25 protein-coding genes are annotated in these 21,491 nt (G+C 35.6%); 14 read left to right on the plus strand and 11 right to left on the minus strand.

The window, feature by feature from the left end:
• Positions 1-6 precede the first annotated feature (6 nt).
• Genes panC through BKH41_RS06585 form a run of 3 tightly spaced genes read right to left on the minus strand, consistent with a single transcriptional unit; the run spans position 7 to position 2,204 of the window.
• A complete protein-coding gene (panC, locus tag BKH41_RS06575) occupies positions 7-843 on the minus strand; it encodes a pantoate--beta-alanine ligase (protein ID WP_095298219.1) in 837 nt (278 codons plus the stop codon).
• A complete protein-coding gene (gene pyrF / locus BKH41_RS06580) occupies positions 840-1,538 on the minus strand; it encodes an orotidine-5'-phosphate decarboxylase (RefSeq protein WP_095298223.1) in 699 nt (232 codons plus the stop codon). Before pyrF ends, panC begins: the two co-directional genes overlap by 4 nt.
• The gene (locus BKH41_RS06585; protein WP_257875432.1) at positions 1,539-2,204 is read right to left on the minus strand and encodes a DedA family protein; all 666 of its coding nucleotides are present in this window, start codon (positions 2,202-2,204) and stop codon (positions 1,539-1,541) included. It lies immediately after the preceding gene.
• 106 nt (positions 2,205-2,310) lie between these two features.
• Here BKH41_RS06585 and BKH41_RS06590 point away from each other — a divergent pair, with 106 nt between their 5' ends.
• Genes BKH41_RS06590 through nusB form a run of 4 tightly spaced genes read left to right on the plus strand, consistent with a single transcriptional unit; the run spans position 2,311 to position 4,633 of the window.
• Positions 2,311-2,961, plus strand: coding sequence for a carbonic anhydrase (locus tag BKH41_RS06590; RefSeq protein ID WP_095298225.1), 651 nt, complete (start codon positions 2,311-2,313; stop codon positions 2,959-2,961).
• Positions 2,958-3,764: a 3-deoxy-8-phosphooctulonate synthase gene (kdsA, locus tag BKH41_RS06595; RefSeq protein WP_095298228.1), complete on the plus strand. Its 807-nt coding sequence runs from the start codon at positions 2,958-2,960 to the stop codon at positions 3,762-3,764. Before BKH41_RS06590 ends, kdsA begins: the two co-directional genes overlap by 4 nt.
• Positions 3,761-4,228, plus strand: a complete 468-nt coding sequence (gene ribH / locus BKH41_RS06600; RefSeq protein ID WP_095298231.1) for a 6,7-dimethyl-8-ribityllumazine synthase — start codon at positions 3,761-3,763, stop codon at positions 4,226-4,228. Before kdsA ends, ribH begins: the two co-directional genes overlap by 4 nt.
• Before the next feature lie 3 nt (positions 4,229-4,231).
• A complete protein-coding gene (nusB, locus tag BKH41_RS06605) occupies positions 4,232-4,633 on the plus strand; it encodes a transcription antitermination factor NusB (protein WP_095298232.1) in 402 nt (133 codons plus the stop codon).
• Between the two features lie 34 nt (positions 4,634-4,667).
• Here nusB and BKH41_RS06610 read toward each other — a convergent pair whose 3' ends face one another.
• From BKH41_RS06610 to BKH41_RS06630, 5 genes are read right to left on the minus strand one after another with little or no spacing between them, the layout of a single operon-like run.
• Positions 4,668-5,534 (minus strand): SPOR domain-containing protein, encoded by an 867-nt coding sequence (locus BKH41_RS06610; RefSeq protein ID WP_095298234.1) that lies wholly within the window; start codon positions 5,532-5,534, stop codon positions 4,668-4,670.
• A 20-nt stretch (positions 5,535-5,554) separates the two neighbouring features.
• Positions 5,555-6,097, minus strand: a complete 543-nt coding sequence (locus BKH41_RS06615) for a DUF1882 domain-containing protein (protein WP_095298236.1) — start codon at positions 6,095-6,097, stop codon at positions 5,555-5,557.
• A complete protein-coding gene (locus BKH41_RS06620; protein ID WP_095298238.1) occupies positions 6,094-7,356 on the minus strand; it encodes a serine hydroxymethyltransferase in 1,263 nt (420 codons plus the stop codon). Before BKH41_RS06620 ends, BKH41_RS06615 begins: the two co-directional genes overlap by 4 nt.
• Positions 7,357-7,359: 3 nt before the next feature.
• A complete protein-coding gene (lysS, locus tag BKH41_RS06625; protein WP_095298240.1) occupies positions 7,360-8,877 on the minus strand; it encodes a lysine--tRNA ligase in 1,518 nt (505 codons plus the stop codon).
• 4 nt (positions 8,878-8,881) lie between these two features.
• On the minus strand, positions 8,882-9,526 hold the full coding sequence (locus tag BKH41_RS06630) for a CvpA family protein (protein WP_095298243.1): 645 nt from the start codon (positions 9,524-9,526) through the stop codon (positions 8,882-8,884).
• 166 nt (positions 9,527-9,692) lie between these two features.
• On the opposite strand from BKH41_RS06630, the gene BKH41_RS06635 reads away from it, so the two are divergent.
• Positions 9,693-10,967, plus strand: a complete 1,275-nt coding sequence (locus tag BKH41_RS06635) for an apolipoprotein N-acyltransferase (RefSeq protein ID WP_095298349.1) — start codon at positions 9,693-9,695, stop codon at positions 10,965-10,967.
• A gap of 10 nt (positions 10,968-10,977) precedes the next feature.
• Positions 10,978-11,616 carry an ATP-binding cassette domain-containing protein gene (locus tag BKH41_RS06640; RefSeq protein ID WP_095298244.1) on the plus strand — a complete coding sequence of 213 codons (639 nt, stop codon included), beginning with the start codon at positions 10,978-10,980 and terminating at the stop codon, positions 11,614-11,616.
• Here BKH41_RS06640 and BKH41_RS06645 read toward each other — a convergent pair.
• Both BKH41_RS06645 and BKH41_RS06650 read right to left on the minus strand, forming a co-directional pair.
• Entirely contained in the window at positions 11,613-12,515 is a 903-nt protein-coding gene (locus BKH41_RS06645; RefSeq protein WP_095298246.1) for a tetraacyldisaccharide 4'-kinase, read from the minus strand. The genes BKH41_RS06640 and BKH41_RS06645 overlap by 4 nt on opposite strands.
• 43 nt (positions 12,516-12,558) lie before the next feature.
• Positions 12,559-13,344, minus strand: coding sequence for an NAD+ synthase (locus BKH41_RS06650; protein ID WP_095298247.1), 786 nt, complete (start codon positions 13,342-13,344; stop codon positions 12,559-12,561).
• A 324-nt stretch (positions 13,345-13,668) separates the two neighbouring features.
• On the opposite strand from BKH41_RS06650, the gene petA reads away from it, so the two are divergent.
• From petA to BKH41_RS06665, 3 genes are read left to right on the plus strand one after another with little or no spacing between them, the layout of a single operon-like run.
• The gene (gene petA / locus BKH41_RS06655) at positions 13,669-14,172 is read left to right on the plus strand and encodes a ubiquinol-cytochrome c reductase iron-sulfur subunit (RefSeq protein ID WP_095298249.1); all 504 of its coding nucleotides are present in this window, start codon (positions 13,669-13,671) and stop codon (positions 14,170-14,172) included.
• A 10-nt stretch (positions 14,173-14,182) separates the two neighbouring features.
• Positions 14,183-15,418 (plus strand): cytochrome bc complex cytochrome b subunit, encoded by a 1,236-nt coding sequence (locus tag BKH41_RS06660; RefSeq protein ID WP_095298250.1) that lies wholly within the window; start codon positions 14,183-14,185, stop codon positions 15,416-15,418.
• Positions 15,415-16,272, plus strand: a complete 858-nt coding sequence (locus BKH41_RS06665) for a c-type cytochrome (RefSeq protein WP_095298252.1) — start codon at positions 15,415-15,417, stop codon at positions 16,270-16,272. The genes BKH41_RS06660 and BKH41_RS06665 overlap by 4 nt, the downstream gene beginning before the upstream one ends.
• 38 nt (positions 16,273-16,310) lie before the next feature.
• On the opposite strand, the gene thrC is transcribed toward BKH41_RS06665, so the two are convergent.
• Positions 16,311-17,780, minus strand: coding sequence for a threonine synthase (gene thrC / locus BKH41_RS06670; RefSeq protein WP_095298254.1), 1,470 nt, complete (start codon positions 17,778-17,780; stop codon positions 16,311-16,313).
• A 110-nt stretch (positions 17,781-17,890) separates the two neighbouring features.
• Here thrC and BKH41_RS06675 point away from each other — a divergent pair, with 110 nt between their 5' ends.
• The 5 genes from BKH41_RS06675 (at position 17,891) to BKH41_RS06695 (ending at position 21,479) form a co-directional block, all read left to right on the plus strand.
• On the plus strand, positions 17,891-18,091 hold the full coding sequence (locus tag BKH41_RS06675; RefSeq protein ID WP_095298256.1) for a hypothetical protein: 201 nt from the start codon (positions 17,891-17,893) through the stop codon (positions 18,089-18,091).
• A gap of 10 nt (positions 18,092-18,101) precedes the next feature.
• On the plus strand, positions 18,102-19,115 hold the full coding sequence (locus BKH41_RS06680) for an NADH:flavin oxidoreductase/NADH oxidase (RefSeq protein ID WP_095298258.1): 1,014 nt from the start codon (positions 18,102-18,104) through the stop codon (positions 19,113-19,115).
• A 94-nt stretch (positions 19,116-19,209) separates the two neighbouring features.
• On the plus strand, positions 19,210-19,581 hold the full coding sequence (locus BKH41_RS06685) for a hypothetical protein (RefSeq protein WP_095298260.1): 372 nt from the start codon (positions 19,210-19,212) through the stop codon (positions 19,579-19,581).
• A gap of 15 nt (positions 19,582-19,596) precedes the next feature.
• Positions 19,597-20,265 carry a response regulator transcription factor gene (locus tag BKH41_RS06690; RefSeq protein ID WP_095298262.1) on the plus strand — a complete coding sequence of 223 codons (669 nt, stop codon included), beginning with the start codon at positions 19,597-19,599 and terminating at the stop codon, positions 20,263-20,265.
• 44 nt (positions 20,266-20,309) lie between these two features.
• Positions 20,310-21,479 (plus strand): HAMP domain-containing protein, encoded by a 1,170-nt coding sequence (locus BKH41_RS06695; protein ID WP_180762760.1) that lies wholly within the window; start codon positions 20,310-20,312, stop codon positions 21,477-21,479.
• The last annotated feature ends 12 nt before the right edge of the window (positions 21,480-21,491 follow it).

Raw genomic sequence — 21,491 nt, forward strand, 5'->3', positions numbered from 1 at the left:
TTCCTTTCATATCCACAAATTATCAAGCAGTCTTGTTTTGCCTACTTTTGCAGCTAATAAGACAATGCTTGCATTTTTTCGAATTTCTTCAAGCGGGGCGAGATTATAATCACATATGGCAAGATAATCCAACTCAATGTTTTCAAGTACTTTTTTACCCGCTTCAATGAGTGAAGCACATTTTGTTTCACCTCTTTCAATGGCTTGAGAGATAATTTTGAGAGCATTTGGGATTTTGAGGGCGTTTTTTCTATCTTCTTGACTGAGATAAATATTTCTTGAACTCATAGCCAATCCGTCGGCATCTCTTTGGGTTGGGCAGGCAATGATTTGAATCGGGAGAAAAAGATCTTGCACCATTCTTTTGATGATCAATAGTTGTTGTGCATCTTTTTGTCCAAAATAGGCGTGATGGGGTTTGATGAGATGAAAAAGTTTTAAGACGATTGCCAATACGCCGTTAAAATGCCCTTCACGAATAAAACCTTCATAGACATACCCCATATTTTTGGGCGGATTGAGAGATATTTCATCGTGATTGGGATACATATCAGAAACTTGGGGAGCAAATACTGCATCAACTCCATTTTCTTCACATAAACGTAGATCTTTTTGCATATCTCTAGGGTATTTGCTGAAGTCTTCATTAGGTCCAAATTGAGTAGGATTGACAAAGATCGATACAATCGTGTGGGTATCTTTTTGTTTGGAGGCCTTAATGAGACTCAAATGACCTTCGTGCAAAGCTCCCATTGTAGGAACAAGTCCGATGTAAGAGTTTTGATTCAAGGTTTTTTGATAGCTGATGAGGTCTTTGATTGTGGGAAGAAGTAGGGTTTTCATTCTTTTAGTCCTTGTATGGTTTGAAGGATTTTTTGAACGGTTTTAAGGGGATCTTCAGATTGATAAATGGGTCTGCCGATAACGATAAAATCCGAAAGAGCATTTTTTGCTTGTGCAAGATCAGCAACGCGTTTTTGATCGTTTGTGCTTTCATTAAAAGGGCGAATTCCAGGGGTGAGAGTTAAAAAATTCGGACTTGTTGCTTGTTTGATTGCAAGGCTTTCATAAACCGAACATACTGCTCCATCAATCCCGCTTTCATACGCTATTTTTGCTAAGAGAGGCGCGTGTTTTTCTAAAGATGTATTATAAATGGTTTGAAAATCTTGTGAATCAAAGCTTGTGAGAGCAGTTACTCCAAATACCAAAGGACGTTTGGAGGAATTTTGCAGGCGTTCCATCACGCTTTGCATTCCTATTTTTCCGCTACTTGTGTGCAAAGTGATCATATCGATGCCTGTTTTGGCACACTCTAGGGCAGCATCTGCCATTGTATTGGGGATGTCATAAAGTTTTAAGTCTAGAAAAATTTTAAAATTCATATCAATTTTTTTTATCTCTTCAATAAAACCTGCGCCATCACGAATATAAGCCCGCAATCCAACTTTTACCCAGATATCTAATCCTCTAAGAATTCTTAGAAGTGTCAGATTTTTAGTCTTTTCTTCAAGGTCTAAAGCAACGCATAACTGCATTTATTTCCTTTTTCTTTTTTGGTATAAAATATATCCTAATGCACTCATACAAACTATCACGAGGGTAATGAGCACGATATAATGCAAGCGTGATTTAATATCGGTTTCGTTTGCACCTAAAGGCTTTGTGGCAAATGCTTCAATGATGCTTTGAGTATCGATTGTATCACCTAGCCATATGCCAATGTAATAGCCAAAAATTGTCAAGATCGCTACCCAGATTCCTGCGCCTGCTATGCTATAGATACAGAATTTGATCAGATTCATTTTTGCAAGACCTGCGGGCAAGGAGATATATTGTCTTACAGCAGGGATAAGTCTGCCTAAAAAGGTGCTGATTTCGCCGTGTTTTTGAAAATATTTTTCCATCTTTTTCATTGAATTCTCACTGAAAAAGAAGTATTTTCCATAAGAGACGATAAAACTTCTGCCAAATTTTAAGGCAAGGTAATAATTAAATAAAGCCCCACTTAAGCTCCCTAAAATACCAAATCCGATAGCAATATAAATATTCATTTCCCCTTTATATGCTAAATAGCCTGCTGGGATCATCACCACTTCAGATGGAAAAGGAAAAAAACTTGATTCCAAAAACATCATAATGAAGATACCAAAATATCCCAAACTCCCCACAGTTTCTACGATAAAGCTGATGATTTCTGACAAACTCCGTCCTTTATGCGCAAGATTGAGCTAAATGCAAGTTTAGTATTATATGCTATTACTTTGGTATAATTCAAGACTTTTTAAAGCGTTTGAAGAAAGGTGCAGATTGAGAGAGTTGTTTGAAGGAGCATTGAAATTTCAAGAAGATGATTATATCAAATATAAAGATCTTTATGAAAGTTTAAAAATACACCAAGAGCCTCATACTTTATTTATTTCTTGCGTGGATTCTAGAGTGGTGCCAAATTTGATCACAAATACTTTGCCAGGGGATTTGTTTGTTGTGAGAAATATGGGAAATATTATCCCCCCTTACAGGGAAAATGACAATATGATTCGTGCAGGGTATTTAGCCACAACTGCTTCAATCGAATACGCACTTAATATTTTGGGTATAAAAAACATTATCATTTGCGGGCATAGCAATTGCGGGGCTTGCAGTGCTATCTATGATCCTCCTGCTAAGCTTGAAAATGCCCCTTATGTTAAAAAATGGATCGAACTTTTAGAACCGGTGAAAAAAAAAGTTGCCGCTTTAAATCCAAGCAGTAAATCCAAGCAGATTTGGCTCACTGAACAGATTAATATTGAGCAACAACTTGAAAACTTGATGACTTATCCTTTTGTAGAAGAACGCTTTGATCGAGGGGAGTTAAATATTTATGGTTGGTATTATATTATTGAAACTGGTGAAATACTCAATTACAATATGATTACGCGTGAATTTAAACCTATCAATAAAGAGAAAAAGCAATGAAAAAAATGGTACTTTTAAGCGGTCCTTGCGTCATAGAAAGCTATGAAAATCTTTATGCTACAGCTTTAAAGCTAAAGCCTTTAGCTAGTGATCCAAAAATCGATTTTTATTTTAAAGCGAGTTTTGATAAAGCAAATCGAACGAGTCTTGAGAGCTATCGTGGTCCAGGTCTTGAGAGCGGTATGGAAATGCTTGCACAGATTAAAAAAGAGTTTGGTTATAAGATCATCACAGACATTCACGAAAGCTATCAGGCAAAGACAATAGCGATGGTGGCCGATATTATTCAGATACCAGCATTTTTGTGTAGGCAAACGGATTTGATTGTAGCGGTTGCTAAAACAGATAAAATCGTGAATATCAAAAAGGGTCAATTTATGAATCCTGCTGATATGAAATATTCTGTTCTTAAAGCTCTTCGTACAAGAGGCGGGGATGAGGTCAAATATAGTGAGGCTGAAAAATACGGTATTTGGCTTTGTGAGCGAGGATCAAGTTTTGGTTATGGAAATTTGGTTGTAGATATGAGAAGCTTGGTTATTATGCGTGAATTCGCCCCAGTTATTTTTGATGCTACTCATAGCGTTCAAATGCCTGGAAGTTCTGGAGGAAAAAGCGGAGGGGATAGTTCATTTGTCCCTTATCTTGCTAGAGCTGCTGCAGCTGTGGGGGTAGATGGATTTTTTATGGAAACCCATTTAGATCCCAAAAATGCCTTAAGTGATGGTCCTAATATGGTGCCTACGGATAAACTGCCTGAATTGGTGGGTCAAATTTTGGATATACAAGGAGTTTTGAAATGAATACTATAGAAGGTAAAATTGGCTTAAATGGAAATGAGAGGATTGCAATCATTGCTTCTAGATTTAACCATATTATTACAGATCGGCTTATAGAAGGGGCTGAAGATAGTTTTTTGCGTCATAATGGAGATAAGCAAAAACTTGATTTGATTTTGGTTCCAGGTGCTTATGAATTGCCTTTTGTTTTGGATAGGGTGCTTGATAGCAGAAAATACGATGGCATTTGTACTCTTGGAGCGATTATTCGTGGAGGAACGCCACATTTTGATTATGTCAGTGCAGAAGCTACAAAAGGCATTGCTAATACGACTCTTAAATATACAACCCCTGTGAGTTTTGGTGTCTTGACTACAGACAGCGTGGAACAAGCAATTGAAAGAGCTGGAAGCAAGGCTGGGAATAAAGGTTTTGAAGCGATGAATGCATTGATTGAGCTTGTGAATCTCTATAAGCAGTTGGTTTGATAGATGGCGACAAGAACTCAGGCTAGGGAAGCTGTAGTAGGTTTATTGTATGCCTATGACAGCGGGAATGTGAAAATTAAAGACTTTGCTGGGAGTATGTTGGAAGAAAAAAAGATTAAAAATAAACAACAAGAATTTGCACTAGGTCTTTTTGAGGGTGTTTTAACAAATCTTGAAGCACTTGATGGGATCATTAAAAGCCAGCTTAAAGATTGGGATTTTGAAAGACTTGGGGGTATGGAGAGATCTATTTTGCGTTTAGGTGCTTATGAGATCAAATTCACACAAACAGACATTCCTGTGATCATCAATGAAGCTGTAGAGCTTGGAAAAATATATGGTGGGGACAATGCCCCTAAGTTTATAAATGGGGTATTGGACGCACTTTCAAAGATTTCTAAATAGTTTGAAATCTTTGAATAAATCTCATTTGTGAGATTTATTTGATTTGAATATGTACAGGTTTGCCAATCTCAGTAGTAATTTTTAAAACATCTCTATTTGCATCTGTTCTTGATTGATAGGGTCCTATAAGGTATTTTGTAATGGTTTGTCCATTGATGAGAGATGTTTGTGTGCGGTAGTTGTATTTGCTGATTTTTTCAAGGAATTCTTTGTTGGGTGTTTTTGTAAATGCACCAATTTGCAAGTAATGCCCAGGTGAAGCTGCAGATCCGTTTTTGGCACTTGATGTTTTTACTGGTGTAGTTGCTGTAGATTTTTGTTTGGGTTTTTGTGCCGGAGGAGGGGTTTGTTTTTGGACTTTTTTGTCTTCGTGAGCTTTTGAAGCTAGGGGTTGTTTGGTGGGTTGTTTGGTTTCTTTTGTGACTTTTTTAGTCTCCTTGAGAGTTTCTTTTGCCTGAGGCTTTTGTTCAGGGGCATTGCTTTGAACATTTTGAGACACTAAGGGCTTTTCTTCTTTTGGTTGAACTTTTGCTTGATCGGTATTATTTTGTGAAGCTTCTTGATTGTTGGCTAATTGTTTTGATTTGATATCTTGAACGATTTTGTCAAACTTATTTTCCTCTTCTGTTTTAGACATATCATCAATGGACATATTTTCAAAATCATCGTTATTATCAAGAGCTTCATTGCTATGCAACGCATCCATTTTTTCAATAGAAGTATCTGTAGTCATTGATTGCTCTTTGGGTTCTTCTCGAGTCATTTTCCAAAAAATAATCAATAAAATCAAGATAACCACAATCGCTATAATGATCATTAAGATCATTTTTTTAGTTTTTGATGATTGATGATTGTTCTCATCACCTAATAAAATCTTATTTAACTCTTTTTTTTCTTCCATTTTCTACTCCTTGTCATAAATTAAAGATGTCTGGCCCACGAAGCACCGCGTTCTTTTGCATAAACTTCATAGGGCAATACTAATATGTTGAATTCTTGAGGCATTTCATCATTGGGGAATACCCTCCATTCTATCGGAAAAGTTTGAGAAAGTTTCATTGAAAGCATTCTAGCAAGTCTTTTTCCTTCTCCCAATTCGGTGTGACCTTTGTGGATATAAAGATGAAGATGACCTGGACTTTTTGAATGATAGGCCGTAAAGTTGATAAAACCTTCTTCTCTTAGCATTAATTGAGCCTTGTGGTAGAACTTTTCAGTATTTCTTCCATTGTAATCAAAAACAATGTTTTCAACTTTTGTTTCTTGAAGTATCAGAGAATGAGCAATTGTTATTTCTTTTTTAAAATGTTTCTGTATTAGAGAGCTTGTGAGCATAGAATCCACTTTTTCAAATTTGTCAAAAAAAGTTTTGCCCATATGGGCAATCTTTTTACCCAATCCATCTTTTTTCTGATAATAACAAGATGTGTTCATTTTGATCAGTTTTAAATCCATTTCGGTCATAGATTCACTTTAAAAATAGGTTTTTCATAAGCTTTAAATCCTTTTGTCATTTGTTTGATTTCTTCTTTAATACGGCTTTGCAATGATGCATTGTTAATATCGTCAAGAATATCAGCAATTTTATTGCCGATCCATTCAAATTCGTTTTCTTTCATTCCTCTAGCTGTGAGTGCAGGGGAACCTATTCTGATTCCACTAGTAACAAAAGGACTTCTATGTTCGCCTGGAACGGTATTTTTATTGACGGTGATCCCTGCATTGCCAAGAGCAATATCGGCATCTTTACCACTGAAAGGTTTGTCTAAAAAACTCATCAAAATCAGATGGTTGTCTGTGCCGCCACTTACAAGATTATAACCCCTATTGATCAATACATCTGCCATTTTTTTGATATTTGTTTTGATTTGTTTGGCATAGGCTTTCCATTGAGGTTTCAAATTTTCGCCAAAACCTATGGCTTTTGCAGCAATAATATGCATCAATGGACCCCCTTGCAGACCTGGAAATACTGCTTTGTTGATTTTTTGGGATATTTCTTCATCATTTGTAAGGATTATTCCGCCTCTTGGACCTCGAAGGGTTTTGTGAGTGGTTGTGGTTACAATATGGCAATGGGGGAATGGATTGGGGTATTCATCTGCTACTACAAGACCTGCAATATGGGCTATATCCCCCATCAGTAAAGCCCCGACACTATCTGCGATTTCTCTGAATTTTTTGAAATCAAGTTCGCGTGTATAGGCTGAAAATCCGCATACGATCATTTTAGGTTTAATGACTTTAGCGTATTCGGCTACTTTTTCATAATTGATTCTTCCATCAAGCTCCACTCCATAGAAAAAACTTTGATAGATTTGTCCTGTTACGCTTACTTTTGCTCCGTGGGTTAAATGCCCGCCGTGGCTTAAATCCATTCCCAATATTTTATCATAGGGTTTGAGCAAGGCAGCATAGACGGCGCCATTGGCTTGACTGCCTGAATGTGGTTGGACATTTGCAAATGCACATCCAAATAGTTCTTTAGCCCTTTTGATGGCAATCGTTTCTATTTCATCTACAAATTCGCAACCCCCATAGTATCTTTTTCCAGGATAACCTTCGGCGTATTTGTTTGTAAGGACACTTCCCATTGCCTCCATAACGCTTGGAAACGTATAGTTTTCACTCGCAATCATTTCTAAATGATCGTTTTGTCTTTGAAGTTCTTTTTCAATAAGGGTGAAAATTTCTTTGTCTGAATGTTGCATAGAGTATTCCATAGGCTATTCCTTTTCTTCTTGTGTGATTGAATCATCATAATTCATTTTAATTGGCTTCATTGCAGGAAACAGAATCACATCTTTGATTGTTTTTGAATCGGTTAATAACATTACAAGTCTGTCAATACCGATACCTTCCCCTGCTGTGGGAGCCATTCCGTATCCTAATGCCCAAACATAGTCTTCATCCATATATTGAGCCTCCTCATCTCCAGCATCTTTGGCTTTAACTTGGGCTTTGAATCTTTCGAGTTGATCTAAAGGGTCGTTAAGCTCACTAAAGCCGTTGGCAATTTCTTTTCCCCCAATAAAGAGTTCAAATCTATCAGCAATTTGAGGATCGGTGTCGTTTCTTCGTGCTAAAGGGCTGATGTCAATGGGGTATTGTGTGATAAAAGTGGGGTTAATAAGCTTTGGTTCGACAAATTCATCAAATGCTTCGCTTAAAAGTTTTCCATAAGTCATTGTAGGATCGATTTTTATTTGATGGCTTTGGAGGAAAGCTTTGAGTTTGGTTTCATTTTCGATAACTTCTTTTGAGATGCCTCCAATTTCTTCTAAGGCTTTTTTATAAGGGATAATTTTAAAATCTTCAAAATCAATTTGATGTTGCCCGTGCTGAATTTTTTTAGGTAGATTGAGCTTCTCTAAAAGATAAGCAAATAGTTTTTGTGTCAGTCCAATCAAGTCTTCATAAGTTTTATATGCCCAATAAAATTCAATCATTGTAAATTCAGGGTTATGTGAATGATCCATCCCTTCATTTCTGAAATTTCTATTGATCTCAAATACGGCTTCAAAACCACCCACAATAAGACGCTTAAGATAGAGTTCAGGGGCAATTCTTAGATATCTTTCGACATCAAGAGCGTTGTGATGAGTGATGAAAGGCTTGGCGTTTGCTCCTCCAGGAATAGGGTGCAACATCGGTGTTTCAACCTCTAAAAATCCTTCTTCTTCAAAGAATTTTCTTATATTGGAGATGATGAGGCTACGTATTTTAAAGATTTCTTTTACATTGGGATTGACAATGAGATCAAGATAGCGTTGTCTATATCTGAGTTCAATATCAGTGAGACCGTGAAATTTTTCAGGCAAAGGAATGATGGATTTGGTGAGTATTTTAAATTCTAAAGTATGAATACTGAGTTCCCCTGTTTTAGTAACAAAAGGATAGCCATAGACATTTACAATATCGCCAACTTCAAGATTTTTTTTTATCAAAATAAAATCTTCTCCAAGATCATTTTGAGACAAGTAGGCTTGGAGAATGCCGCTTTGGTCTTCGATCTTGATGAAGCAAGCCTTGCCCATTAAGCGCAAAAATTTTACCCTGCCAGCGACAGAGTATTTTTTTGAAGGGTCTTTTGGCTCTTCAAGGGTTTTGAGATGTTCGAAATTTTGGATAAATACAGCGTTTGAAATTGTTTTTTTCGCATCATTTCGGTAAGGATTCTTATTCTCTTGCTTTAAATCTTGGGCTTTTTGAATTCTTTGTTTTATGTATTGGTTTTCGAACATAGCTTTATTCCTGCGTTTTTTCTTTGATTTGAGAAGGAATGTTTTTATAGATGCTTTCGGCTGAATTTTTAATGGAATCGGTGATGTTTTGGTTGGTTTCTTCTATGGTTTTTTGGGCTGAATCTGTTGCAGGTTGGCTAATATTTTTTATATTGTTTGCAGTTTCTTGAACGCTTTGGAGCTTCATAACAGAGGAAGAGATTGTGTTCATAATGCCATAGATTTTACTATTTTGACTCATATGTACATCAAGTTCTTTCATAAAATTCAGTTTGGAAATTCCAAAAAGAATAAAACCGATGATTAAAAATACCTTGCAACACGAAAAAATGAAACCGAGTGTTTTATCTACAATTGCAAAGTCGCTGATTTTAACGAATTTGCCAATAATCACGCCCAAAATCAAAAAAGTCACCCAAATAACTGCTAAAATAATTACAAAACCTATGAGGCTTGCAAGAGAAACACTATTGAAATTATGGATATTTGTTGTGAACCAATTCCCCATACTAGAGGCAAATCTCGAAGCGAAAAAAACTCCAAGTACGATGCCTAATACGCCCGAAATTTCATTTACAAACCCGTTGTAAAACCCTCTTAGTCCTATTATTATGATGATAACGATCAATATCAAGTCTATATAGCTCATTTGTTACCTGTAATTTTCAGTTTTAAAAGGCTATCATTCTACAATAAATAAGCTAAAAATAAAAATTGTGACCCAAAAATTGAAATTTTGTTTTTTGCATCAAGATATTAAATTTGAGAGAGATATGGACAGCAAGATAAAATCAATTGATTTAAAGCAAAGACAGATGGGATTAAAAACCTTATTTTCATTCAAAATTCTGGGCATTTATCTTTTAAGTTCTTTTGTTTTGGCGGCAATTTTTTTAATTCCGGTGTATGGGAGTGCATTGTTTTTTTATAAAGATTGGAAAATTGGTTTGATTATTTATGAGAGTATTTTTGCTCTTCTAAGCATAGGGGTTTGGTTTGGAGTGCCAAAAAAGTTAGGGTTCTGGTTTGGTTTTTTTGTTGGATTGGGGTTGTTTTATTGGACTGGACTTAGCTTTCGATATTCTCCATCAGTGTTTTTGATCCCCTTTGTAATGGTTTTTGTGGGTTTGGTTTATGGGATTATTTTTTATTTTTTATTGTTTTTTAACTCGCCTTTTTATCGAATTTTTACATTGATGGTAATGAGCTATATCCATCCTTTTGGGTTTGATTGGCTTGTGATTGATTCCTTTTTTTCTTATAGCGTATTTGGTGTGGATAAGTTGAGTTTTTTTTGCATTGTTTCAGGAGTGTGGGCGCTGATTTATTTTAAGAGGGTTTATAAAATTTTTGGAGTTTGTTTTTTGCTTCTAGCTCTTGATTGGGGTGGGATAAGCGGAAAGAGTGTTTTGCCCTTAAAGATGGCAGTTACAACTACATATGTCAATCAAGATTCAAAATGGGAGTCTGAAAATATTCAAAACATTATCAGGCAAAATTTGAATTTGATCCAAAAGGCGATTTTAGATGGCAAGGATATTGTTATTTTGCCTGAAACTGCTTTTCCTTTTGCCTTAAATGAAAGTTATTTGATGGAAGAATTGGAAAATTTGAGCCGTGAAATTGCTATTGTCGTAGGGGCTTTACGCAAAGAAAAACAAAAGGTTTATAATAGTGCCTATTTGTTTGAAAATGGAAATTTTACTTACGCCGATAAGGTTGTTTTAGCTCCTTTTGGCGAAAAGATTCCATTCCCTGATTTTATAGCAAGACCTCTTTATAAGTATTTTTTTGGAGAGGGATACGGATTGAGTCAGGGAAAAACATTTGAAGAGTTTCAAATAGGAAAAAGTTTGTTTGCAAGTGCAATTTGTTATGAGGGAACTTCAAAAATCACGTATGAAAAAAGACCTCAATACCTCATTTTAATCAGCAATAATGGTTGGTTTGTCCCTAGTATTGAACCTTTTTTGCAAAGAATACTGATTAAATACTACGCTAGAATTTATGATACAACCATTATTCATAGTATCAATCAATCCCCATCTTATATTGTATCGCCTTTTGTTTTGGGCGATGAGAATTTGTAGGAGAAATATTATGCTAAAAGCCACCCAACTATCGCATCATTTTGAAACATTGTTGTATGAGGATCTCAATCTTGAGATTTTACCTAGAGAGTCTGTAGCGATTCTTGGGGTTAGTGGAAGTGGAAAATCAACGATTTTAAACAATCTTTCCACTATGCTAAAGCCGATCAAAGGAAGTGTGAAGCTTTTTGAATACGATGATATTTACTCCTTGCCCCCAACTAAACTTTTAGAGATTCGCCGTTATGAAGTGGGGATTATTTTTCAGTCACATTATTTGTTTCGAGGTTTTAGCGGGAGTGAAAACCTTAAAGTTGCTTCGATTTTATCCAATCAGCCCATTGAGGAAGATTTGCTTGAATCCTTAGGAATCAGAAGCGTTATCCATCAAAACGTAGGAGAGCTTAGCGGGGGGCAGCAACAACGTCTTTCTATTGCGAGGGTATTGACAAAAAAACCTAAAATCATTTTTGCTGATGAACCTACCGGAAATTTAGATAAAGCCACTGCTTGGAATGTGATGGAGACAATGTGCCGATATATACAAAATACGAATGGAATTCTTGTGCTTGCCACTCACGATGAAGAAATTGCAAAAAAATGTTCGCGGATTTTTCGCCTAAAAAACAAGAAGCTTTTAGAAATTTAGGCATATGAGCCAATATAATGGCGAATTTTTTCCTTAATTTGAGGATCGATCCAAAGTTTTAATTCCATAATGCTTAATGGAATAGGGCATTCTTGGAGTTTGACTTCATCTTTTTGGGTGATAAGCAAGGAAGTGGCGTTGTGTTTTTTTGTTTCTGATATTAAATAAGGGATATTGAATTGGGCGTGATCTTTGAAAATCAATTTTCCCACGATATTAGGGATATATTCTTCCAACCTTGAAGGGTTGGCAATAGCTGTTACAAGTAACATTCTTTCGGTAGGATTTATGATTTCTACCTCTCTTTTATAATCAATGCCTTCAAGTGCTAAAATATCTGCGCTTTTATACAAAGAGGGATTTTCGCGATAAAGCCCACTAGGAATGCAAAATCTGAAATAAGGATCTAGTTTTGGTTTTAATAAAATATTAAGCTTTTTAAATTTAAATCGAAATCCATCATCAAGAAGAATCATCTTACAATTGAGTTCTTTTGCTTTTTGAATGGCAAGATCTCGCTTTTTGCTTACAATAACGGTTGCATTTTTCGCCATTTTAGCAATCAAATATGCCTCATCACCTGCTTCTTTTTGAGAGATCAGGATTTGCCCTTCTTGACTCACAATTAAAAGACCTTTTGATTTCCTTTTGTATCCTCTAGAAATAATGGCAAAGTTTTTATAATCTTTAGCAATTTCGATGATGAAAGGTGTTTTACCGCTCCCGCCAGCAACAAGATTTCCAATACTGACTATAGGAATTTGAAAGTCCTTAAAAATTGCTATTTTTCGCCTGATTGTTGCAATGATGCAATAGAGAAAAGAAAAGGGCAGCAGAAGCAGGGCAAGCCCCTTTTGCCAAAAAGCAGGTTTATAAAAATAACGTTCAATCAATCGCATTATAAAGAAGCGATTTTTGAAATATTATCAATCTGAAACATTCTTAATCGAGCTTATAGGTGATGGGTAAATTGCGTTTGAACAGATTCTTTTTAATTCTTGGGACAATAGAGTTTAACATTTCTTTATTGTAACCCAACGGAATTAGTTTTTTGATATCAATTTTAGAAAAATCATCATAAATTTTACAAATATCAAATAGTAATTGATCAACATCTGAATATTTATAGCCCAACTCTTCTTCATCGCTTTGACCAGCATATAAATCCGCGCTTGGTTTTTTATCAATGATATTTTTGGGGATATTGAGCAGTTTTGCAAGCTCATAAACTTGAGTTTTGAAAAAATTTCCGATTGGGTTAATAGCACAAGCAAGATCCCCGTGAATGGTTCCATAGCCTAGCATTAATTCACTTTTATTGCTTGTGCCTACTACAAGTGCGCGAATCTCTTGAGAAAGATCATAAAGAAGAGACATTCTAATTCGGGTGCAGAAATTTCCTTTACGGATGAGATCAGCATCTTTATGGTTCATCCTGAAAGCTTCATCATATTGATTGATTGATTGGACTTGATAGGGGATTTCAAATTGCTCACATAATGCTATGCCATCTGTCAAACTGGATTTAGATGATGTAATTGAAGGCATTAGCAAGGCTTGAAGGTGGTTGCCGAAAGTCATTTTACACAACACTGCCACAACAGCACTGTCTATGCCGCCACTGACGCCTAAAACAACTCTGTTAAAACCGCGATTTTTTGCTTCTTGGTATAAAAAATTTATCAGCGATTTGACAATATTTTGGGGTAAAGCAGGAATTTTATTCATCAATTCTTTCCTAAGTTTATTTATTAAAGTGCGTAATTTCCCGATAATTGTATCAAAAATATTTGTTGGTATTATAAATAATCAAATACTTTAAATATAATTATAAGAATGTTTTGTTTATGATTACGTTTGATCTGTAATTTTATGAAAGTTTTTTGTCAAAAAATTTTGCTTGATTTCGCTTTGAAACATTTATAAGGAAATTAAGAACTAAATTGTTCTCTTATCAAAAATATTTAAGTCTAAATAAACTAAAATACAGCTGGTTTTTCTGCGAAACAATAAAATCGACTTGCAAAACTAAATAAAGGAGAATTAACAACAATGGCTGAAATTAAAAGACGCGATTTTTTGGGGATGACACTTGGGGGCGTTACTGCCGTAGGTGCAATCGCTTCCCTTGTCGCTATGAAAAAAACTTGGGATCCTCTTCCAAGTGTGGTTTCTGCAGGTTTCACAACTGCAGATGTCAGTAATATGAAAGAAGGTGAGCTTTCTCAAGTAGAATGGCGCGGCAAGCCTGTTTATATCATCAAAAAAAATAAGGCAGATCCATTTAACCCACAAAGGGATTTTAAAATAGGTGAAGATGTTTTTACCGTAGGTATTCAGATTTGCACTCATTTGGGGTGTATCCCTATTTTTCATCCGGAAGAAAAAGAATTTTTGTGTCCTTGTCACGGGGGTAAATTCACTCTTGATGGGATAAATGTACCCGGAACTCCTCCTCCAAGACCTTTTGATATCCCTCCTTTTAAAATCGATGGGACAAAAATTGTCTTTGGCGAAACAGGGGCTGAGTATCAAAAAATGATAGGCAAGGCATAAGGAGAAGAAAATGGCAGAAATTAGAAAAGCTGATGGCTTGATTGATTGGCTTGATCAGAGGTTGGGGGTTAAAAAACTTACAAAAGTTTTGATGACAGAGTATTGGATCCCTAAAAATATTAATTTTTTGTGGGCGATGGGAGTAGTTTTAACTGCTTTATTTACGGTTCTTGTGGTTTCGGGGATTTTTTTATTGATGTATTATAAGCCTGATGCAAAAATGGCTTTTGATAGTGTCAATTATACAATTATGCAAGAAGTTGCTTACGGCTGGCTTTGGAGACATATTCACGCAGTTGCTGCAAGTATGATATTTGTGATTATCTATATTCATATGTTTGTCGCTATTTATTATGGTTCTTATAAAAATGGCAGAGAGATGATTTGGGTTAGTGGTATGCTCTTATTTGTGGTATTTTCTGCAGAGGCTTTTAGCGGTTATATGTTGCCTTGGGGACAAATGAGTTATTGGGCTGCTACGGTTATTACCAATTTGTTTGGCGGCATTCCTTTTATTGGAAATGATGTGGTTGAATGGATTCGAGGAAACTATGTTGTGGCTGATGCGACTTTGACGCGATTTTTTATGCTTCACGTATTTTTGTTGCCAGTTGTGATTATAATTTTAATTGTAGTGCATTTTTATTCACTCAGAGTCCCTCACGTCAATAACCAATATGGCGAAGTTCTTGATTTTGAAGCTGAAGAAAAAAAATATCTTGAAGGCAAGAAAAAAGAATCTAAAGTCATTCCATTTTGGCCTGTTTTCCTTTCAAAAGATATTTTTGTGATTTGCACCTTTATGATATTTTTCTTTTATTTGGTTTGTTATCATTATGATTTTGCGATGGATCCGGTAAATTTTGATCCTGCAGATAGCTTAAAAACCCCTACTCATATTTATCCTGAGTGGTATTTCTTGTGGAGTTATGAAGTATTGAGAGGATTTTTCTTTAGTGCTGATCTTGGTTTGATTGCTTTTGGCATTGCTCAGATAATCTTCTTCTTTTTGCCTTGGCTTGACAGAAGTTCAAAGGTTGCCCCTGCACATAAAAGACCTGCATTTTTCATTTGGTTTTGGTTGATAGTGCTGGATTTGATCGTCTTAACCATTTATGGTAAGTTGCCTCCAGAGGGAATGAATATTTATGTAGGCTTTGTGGCTTCCATTGCATTTTTGGTTTTGTTTATCATTGTTTTACCCATCATTACAATTGTTGAAAGAAAAAAAGGAGGTGTTCAATGAAAGAGCTCAAAATACTTATTCTTTTGATCGTTGTCATTGGGATTATTTATTGGGGTGTGGAGCCTTTGGCTCATTCGATTATGCACCCTAAAGTCGCTCCGGCAGATTATACTTTTAAGGATTTGAAAAAAATGGATTTGAGTACAGGGGATGCTCAAAAAGGTAAAAAACTTGTAGAAGAGAATTGTACAGCTTGCCATAGCATCAAATCTCAAAATATGCCAGCTCCTATGGACAATGCTTCAGCTGGTGCAGCTTATGGGGTTGTTCCTCCTGATTTATCCGATGTAGGGGCTGTGTTTGACCATAATTTTTTAGCTAATTTTATTAAAAATCCTATTGAGGCTACTAAACTCACACATAAATTTGGTGATGCTAATCCTTATCCGATGCCTGCATATGATTGGATGAGTAATGATGATATTTCAAATATCGTGGCTTATTTGGTTTCTATAGCTCCAAAAAGTCTTACAGATAAGGAAGTTTTTGCACAGGCTTGCCAACGATGCCATAGTGTTTCTTATGATAAAACTTATGCGCTCACTCCTGCAGAAGATTTGGAAAAATACTTGGGAGCTAAGGCACCTGATTTGTCAATGATGATCAGAAGCAGAGGTGAAAAAACCTTGAGTGTTTTTATCAATGATCCTCAAAAACTTCTTCCGGGAACTTCAATGCCACGAGTTGGCTTGGATCAAAAGGCTGAAAAACAAGTTATTGAGTATCTCCAAAAAGTAGGTGATAGTAAAAAGCCTCAAAGAGATGCTTTGGGTATTAAGATTATGATATTCTTTGCTGTGATGGCATTACTTGCTTATGCTTGGAAAAGAAAAATCTGGAAAGATTTGCATTAATATTGCACAATCACAAATTTAATTTGTGATTGTGTTTTTTATTTTTCTTCTGAAAGCCACTTTAAAATATTTGATTTGATTTCATTTTTATTTAAAATCTCATTATGAACGATCGGTTTTGAAAATAGATTTTCTATCAGAGGCGAGATTTGAATATTTTTTTCTTGATACATTCGTCGAATTGCTTCTTGATCATTGAGTTTTTTGCCAAAAATTGCTTGTGCGATTGTTGGTGCAAATTTACTCCATTCAGCCGTCGAACAAATGATGGTAGGGATATCTTGGCAAAATTCTTTAGCGACTTTCAGACCTGTTGCTGTATGGGGGTCAAGCAGATAACCATCTTCAAAGGATTGTTTAATGCATTTAAGACAATCTGTATCGGTACAGAATGAGGCTGAAAAATATGATTGTAGGGTTGAAAGCTCTTTGGGAGAGAGCTGATAACACGATTTTGTTTCTAAGCTTTCCATCAGTTGATGTGTGCGTTCAGAACCAAAAAGAGCAAACAAAACCCTTTCGATGTTGGAACTTTTTAAGATATCCATTGCAGGAGAAGCAGTTTTGATTAAAGATTTGTCTTTGATGTCGTAAATGCCTGTTTGGATAAATTCTGTTAAAATATTATTGGCATTGGAAGCGATGATGATTTTTTGAATCGGGAGTCCCATTAATTTTGCATAAAAAGCCCCTAATGCATTGCCAAAATTCCCACTAGGCACAACGATACAGATATTCTCTCCAAAAGTAATTTTTTTATTTTTGACTAAATTCAGATACCCCCATATGTGATAAATGATTTGAAATGCGATACGCCCAAAATTAACAGAGTTTGCTGCTGAAAGGAGAATTTGTTTTTGATTGAGAGATTCTTTGAACTCTTCATCTTTAAGCAGGGATTTGAGTATGCTTTGTGCATCATCGAAATTTCCGTTAATGCCCAATACTTTTAGATTCTTGGCGTTTTGCGTTGTCATTTGAAGCGCTTGAACATCGCTTGTTCCACCTTTTGGATAGAGACATACGACAAAAATATTTTTTTGATCAGCAAAACTTTCAAGCGTGGCAGGTCCTGTATCCCCGCTAGTTGCTGCAAGTATCAGGTATTTTTTATTTTGCTTACTTGCAAATTTGGAAAACATTACCCCAAAAGGTTGCAGAGCCATATCTTTAAAAGCTCTTGTAGGTCCGTGGTAAAGCTCTTGAATATAAAAATTTTCTTTTATTTTTGACAAAGGAGCGGGATTTGTGGGATCGTCAAAATTTTTATAGCGTTTAAGAGCACTTTCTAATATTTCCTCATCTTCTAAGATTTTGAGTGTAAAAAAGATTTTTTTCACAAGTTCGGGATAGCTCAAGTTTATAAAAGGTTTAAAATCAATCTTAGGAATGTGTTCTAGTGTGTATAGACCTCCAAAAGAAGCACTGGGATTTAAAACCACCTCTTTAAAATCTGCTTGTTGGGGATGCAGACCATCATTTCTCCGAGTTTGTGTAAAACTATTCATTAAAAGCCTTGATTAAGATTTATCATTTTGGGATTTTAACAAATATAATATTTTTATGGTAGAGTATTTTTTAGAATTAACATTTAATAATTTTCACGAAGGCAGACCCAATGGACTTTCAGTATAAATTGATGATGTTTGGTTTTTCGGCATTGTGCGAGGATATCAGCGAAGTTGAACAAAGGCTAAGACAGATTCCGATTCAAAGAGCGGAGGCTGAAACTATAGAACAATGTTATCTGATTGATCTTAAAAGTGGCGAAAAATTTGATGTTGTCTATAATGAAAAAGGTTTTTATATCAAATGTTAGGAGTATATTGATGAAAAATACGCTTTTTTCCCTATGGAAAGTGAAGAATTTGGAAATAAAAAATCGTATCGTTATGGCACCTATGGATCAATACAGCGCAATAGAGGGGATGGTCAATCAGTGGCATTATACACATTATCTCACTAGAGCCATCGGGCAAGTCGGTTTGATTATCGTGGAAGCAAGTGCAGTTTCTAGGGATGGTAGGATATCTGATCAAGATTTGGGGATTTGGAGTGATGCACATATAGAGGGGTTAAAATCTATTGTCGATGCCTGCCATCTTTATGGTGCAAAGATGGCAATCCAAATCAGTCACGCAGGCAGAAAATGCGAATGTAAAGCTCAAGAAATCATCGCTCCTTCAAAGATTGCTTTTTCAGATAGTTCAAGAATGCCAAGACAAATGACTCTAAAAGATATTCAAGATGTAATAGAAGACTTTAAACAAGCTGCTATCAGAGCTTTGAAAGCAGGTTTTGATGCAATAGAGATACACGCAGCTCACGGGTATTTGATCAGTGAGTTTTTGTCTCCACTTTCCAATCGACGAACCGATGAATACGGTAGGGATAGGACAAGATTTTTAAAGGAGATTCTTGAGGCATTAAAATCGGTTTTACCCCAAGATTTTCCTATTCTTTTGCGCATATCCGCTCAAGATTACCACAAAGATGGGAATAAGGCAATGGATTTTGTGGATTTATTAGAGCCTCTCAAGGGATTATTTGATGTTTTAGATGTTAGTACTGGTGGGGTTGTTGAAGCAGTAATCAAAGTATATCCGGGTTATCAGATAGAATGTGCGCGAATACTTAAAGAGGCACTTGGCGTATTTTGTATCGGCGGGGGTTTGATTACAGATGTAAAAATGGCTCAAAGATTGGTTAAATCCGGTGCGGTCGATGCGGTATTTTTGGCTAGAGCATTACTAAAGAATCCTTATTGGGCGATTCAAGCAGGACTTGAACTAGGAGAAGATATGATTTTACCTAAGCAATATGAAAGGATCAGGCAGCTTTGATGATCTTATTAAAAATTAAACTTGTTTGATAATTGACAGAAACCATAAAAACAGCGATTATAATTTTTGATAAGATATTTTAGAAAGGTTTGCGATGAAAAAAGTTTTTCTATGTTTGTTTTTTATTTCTTTTTTGTTTGCAGACAGCTGGAGGGATTTAAACGAATTGCATAAAGATCTTAAGGAGGTCGGTTTGAGCCACGATCAGGAAAAAGAGATTAAAAGGCTTTTTAAAGAATACCATCGCAATCTCAAAGAATGGTGGAGCAATAATGAAAAAACTGATGCTTTAATGATGCGACTTTTTGTTGCAAAAGATCTCAGTACCAAAGAGATTAAAAATGAGATGAAAATCATTCACGATCGAAAAATACAAATTGATCTTGAGTTTTTAAAAGATTTGCATTCTGTTTTAAACCAAGAGCAAAGGAGCAAGATATCAAAAGATTTCAGAGGGGAAGATTGACACAAGGAGAGAAAGTTGGGCAAGTTATTATTGATTGAAGATGATTTGGAAATGCAAGGGTTGATAAAAACCTATTTGGAACAGGCAAAATTTGAGGTTTTGGCTACTGATTTGCCTAGCAAGGCAACAGCTTTGCTCAAAGAAAATCATAGCAGTATCGATTTGATAATTTTAGATTTGACATTACCTGAAATGGATGGATTTGAGCTTTGTAAAAAAATTCGGAGCATTTCCCAAGTTCCTATTATTATCTCTACGGCTAGAGGGGATATTTACAACAAGATTCAGGGTTTTGACAAAGGTGCAGATGATTATTTGGCTAAACCCTATGAGCCCGCAGAGCTTATTGCTAGAATCAATGCAATGTTAAGGAGATTTAAACCAAAGGAAATGGTATTTAATAATCTTTCGATCAATATCCAAAAACGCGAAGCAAAATTGGACGATCAAGTGTTGGATTTGACAAATACAGAGTTTGATATTTTGATATTTTTGATAGAAAATAGACTCCACCCCGTTTCTAGGGAGGCTATAGCCAATACCATCAATGCTATTCACGAAGACAGCTTACTTCGGAGTATTGATACGCACGTGAGAAATCTTAGGGCAAAATTAAACGACAACGCCAAAGAGCCTAAATTCATTCAGTCTGTTTGGGGGATAGGTTATAAATTTTGTTTATAGGAAATCTTCGCGTAAAGTTTAGTATCCTTTTTGGGATGGCATTTTTGTTTGTAATTGGGTTGTGGTATCAGACTGATAAAATCATTGTCGAAAAACAAAATGAACGCATTAAGAATGAAACAATGCTTTTTATTCAGAGTATTTTGCCTAATTACACTACCGGAAATTTAAATGCAGTGATGCTTGCAGTGAAAAAATTCGGTTATACCCAACTGTATTCTATGCCCCAATCTTTTAAAATTATCGAAGCTAGAAATGATGATATGTTGGGAATAAAAATTTTTCGCACTGAAAATAAAATTGGTTTTAGCGTGACTTATTTTGGGGATAATTTTGTTGTAGTCAAAGATATTGAGACTGATTTTTGGGAGGAAAATCGACTCAAAGTATTTTTTCTACCTATTATATTGATTTTGGCAGTTCTTTATATCATTTCTTTCACGATCTTAACCCCGCTCAATAAACTTAGCAATGCCATTAAAGAGTTTGCAAAAGGTAAGTATGATAGGACTTTTAGTACTAATCGCAAAGATGAGATTGGGGATTTGATTCGGGCTTTTAATTTTATGGGGGATAAGATTTATAAAATGCTTAAAAGTCGGGAATTGATTTTGCGAAATATCGGTCACGAACTCAAAACCCCTTTAGCAAAGATGAAACTTATATTAGCTCTAGAAAAAAATAAAACCCAAGAGATCAAAAGACTTGAGCGCTATGTTTTGGATATGCAAAAAATTTCTGATAATATGCTTGAATTTGAGCGTGTCAATAGTGGGAAGATCATCATTGCCAATGAAGAATTCTTGAGTGAGACATTGATATTTGAAGCTTTATCGAGCTTTTCTGATGAAGAAAGCAGAATCGAAGTGAATTTTGGAAAAAATTTTATTGTCCGAGGGGACTTAAGACTTTTATCTGTGGCTGTAAAAAATCTTGTAGAAAATGCCCTAAAATATACCGCAGAAGAAAAAATTTATATTGAATGTGTTCAAGATAAAATTGTCGTGAAAAACAAGGGAGATAAGCTTGAGCACGAAATCAGTTACTATTTGGAACCTTTTTGCAGAGATGCATCACATAATGCGGTGAGTGGTCACGGGTTGGGTCTTTCAATTGTGAATGAAATATTACTCTTGCACCGTTATAGGATTGAATATGCCTATATTCAGGGATACCATATTTTTAGCATTTGCTTTTTGGCGACTAAGGTTTGATTTAGGGTTTCT

This window comes from Helicobacter sp. 12S02232-10 (assembly GCF_002272895.1).
In the GTDB taxonomy this organism is placed as follows: domain Bacteria; phylum Campylobacterota; class Campylobacteria; order Campylobacterales; family Helicobacteraceae; genus Helicobacter_J.

Bases quoted from the DNA above. Each gene is read 5' to 3' on its own strand.
- BKH41_RS06665 (WP_095298252.1), top strand. From the start codon at position 15,415: ATGAAAGAGCTCAAAATACTTATTCTTTTGATCGTTGTCATTGGGATT.
- BKH41_RS06650 (WP_095298247.1), bottom strand. From the start codon at position 13,344: ATGAATAAAATTCCTGCTTTACCCCAAAATATTGTCAAATCGCTGATA.
- BKH41_RS06620 (WP_095298238.1), bottom strand. From the start codon at position 7,356: ATGGAATACTCTATGCAACATTCAGACAAAGAAATTTTCACCCTTATT.
- BKH41_RS06610 (WP_095298234.1), bottom strand. From the start codon at position 5,534: ATGGAAGAAAAAAAAGAGTTAAATAAGATTTTATTAGGTGATGAGAAC.
- BKH41_RS06675 (WP_095298256.1), top strand. From the start codon at position 17,891: ATGGACTTTCAGTATAAATTGATGATGTTTGGTTTTTCGGCATTGTGC.
- BKH41_RS06645 (WP_095298246.1), bottom strand. From the start codon at position 12,515: ATGCGATTGATTGAACGTTATTTTTATAAACCTGCTTTTTGGCAAAAG.
- nusB (WP_095298232.1), top strand. From the start codon at position 4,232: ATGGCGACAAGAACTCAGGCTAGGGAAGCTGTAGTAGGTTTATTGTAT.
- ribH (WP_095298231.1), top strand. From the start codon at position 3,761: ATGAATACTATAGAAGGTAAAATTGGCTTAAATGGAAATGAGAGGATT.
- BKH41_RS06685 (WP_095298260.1), top strand. From the start codon at position 19,210: ATGAAAAAAGTTTTTCTATGTTTGTTTTTTATTTCTTTTTTGTTTGCA.
- BKH41_RS06615 (WP_095298236.1), bottom strand. From the start codon at position 6,097: ATGACCGAAATGGATTTAAAACTGATCAAAATGAACACATCTTGTTAT.
- BKH41_RS06630 (WP_095298243.1), bottom strand. From the start codon at position 9,526: ATGAGCTATATAGACTTGATATTGATCGTTATCATCATAATAATAGGA.
- BKH41_RS06680 (WP_095298258.1), top strand. From the start codon at position 18,102: ATGAAAAATACGCTTTTTTCCCTATGGAAAGTGAAGAATTTGGAAATA.
- pyrF (WP_095298223.1), bottom strand. From the start codon at position 1,538: ATGCAGTTATGCGTTGCTTTAGACCTTGAAGAAAAGACTAAAAATCTG.
- BKH41_RS06635 (WP_095298349.1), top strand. From the start codon at position 9,693: ATGGGATTAAAAACCTTATTTTCATTCAAAATTCTGGGCATTTATCTT.
- petA (WP_095298249.1), top strand. From the start codon at position 13,669: ATGGCTGAAATTAAAAGACGCGATTTTTTGGGGATGACACTTGGGGGC.
- thrC (WP_095298254.1), bottom strand. From the start codon at position 17,780: ATGAATAGTTTTACACAAACTCGGAGAAATGATGGTCTGCATCCCCAA.
- lysS (WP_095298240.1), bottom strand. From the start codon at position 8,877: ATGTTCGAAAACCAATACATAAAACAAAGAATTCAAAAAGCCCAAGAT.
- kdsA (WP_095298228.1), top strand. From the start codon at position 2,958: ATGAAAAAAATGGTACTTTTAAGCGGTCCTTGCGTCATAGAAAGCTAT.
- BKH41_RS06640 (WP_095298244.1), top strand. From the start codon at position 10,978: ATGCTAAAAGCCACCCAACTATCGCATCATTTTGAAACATTGTTGTAT.
- BKH41_RS06660 (WP_095298250.1), top strand. From the start codon at position 14,183: ATGGCAGAAATTAGAAAAGCTGATGGCTTGATTGATTGGCTTGATCAG.
- panC (WP_095298219.1), bottom strand. From the start codon at position 843: ATGAAAACCCTACTTCTTCCCACAATCAAAGACCTCATCAGCTATCAA.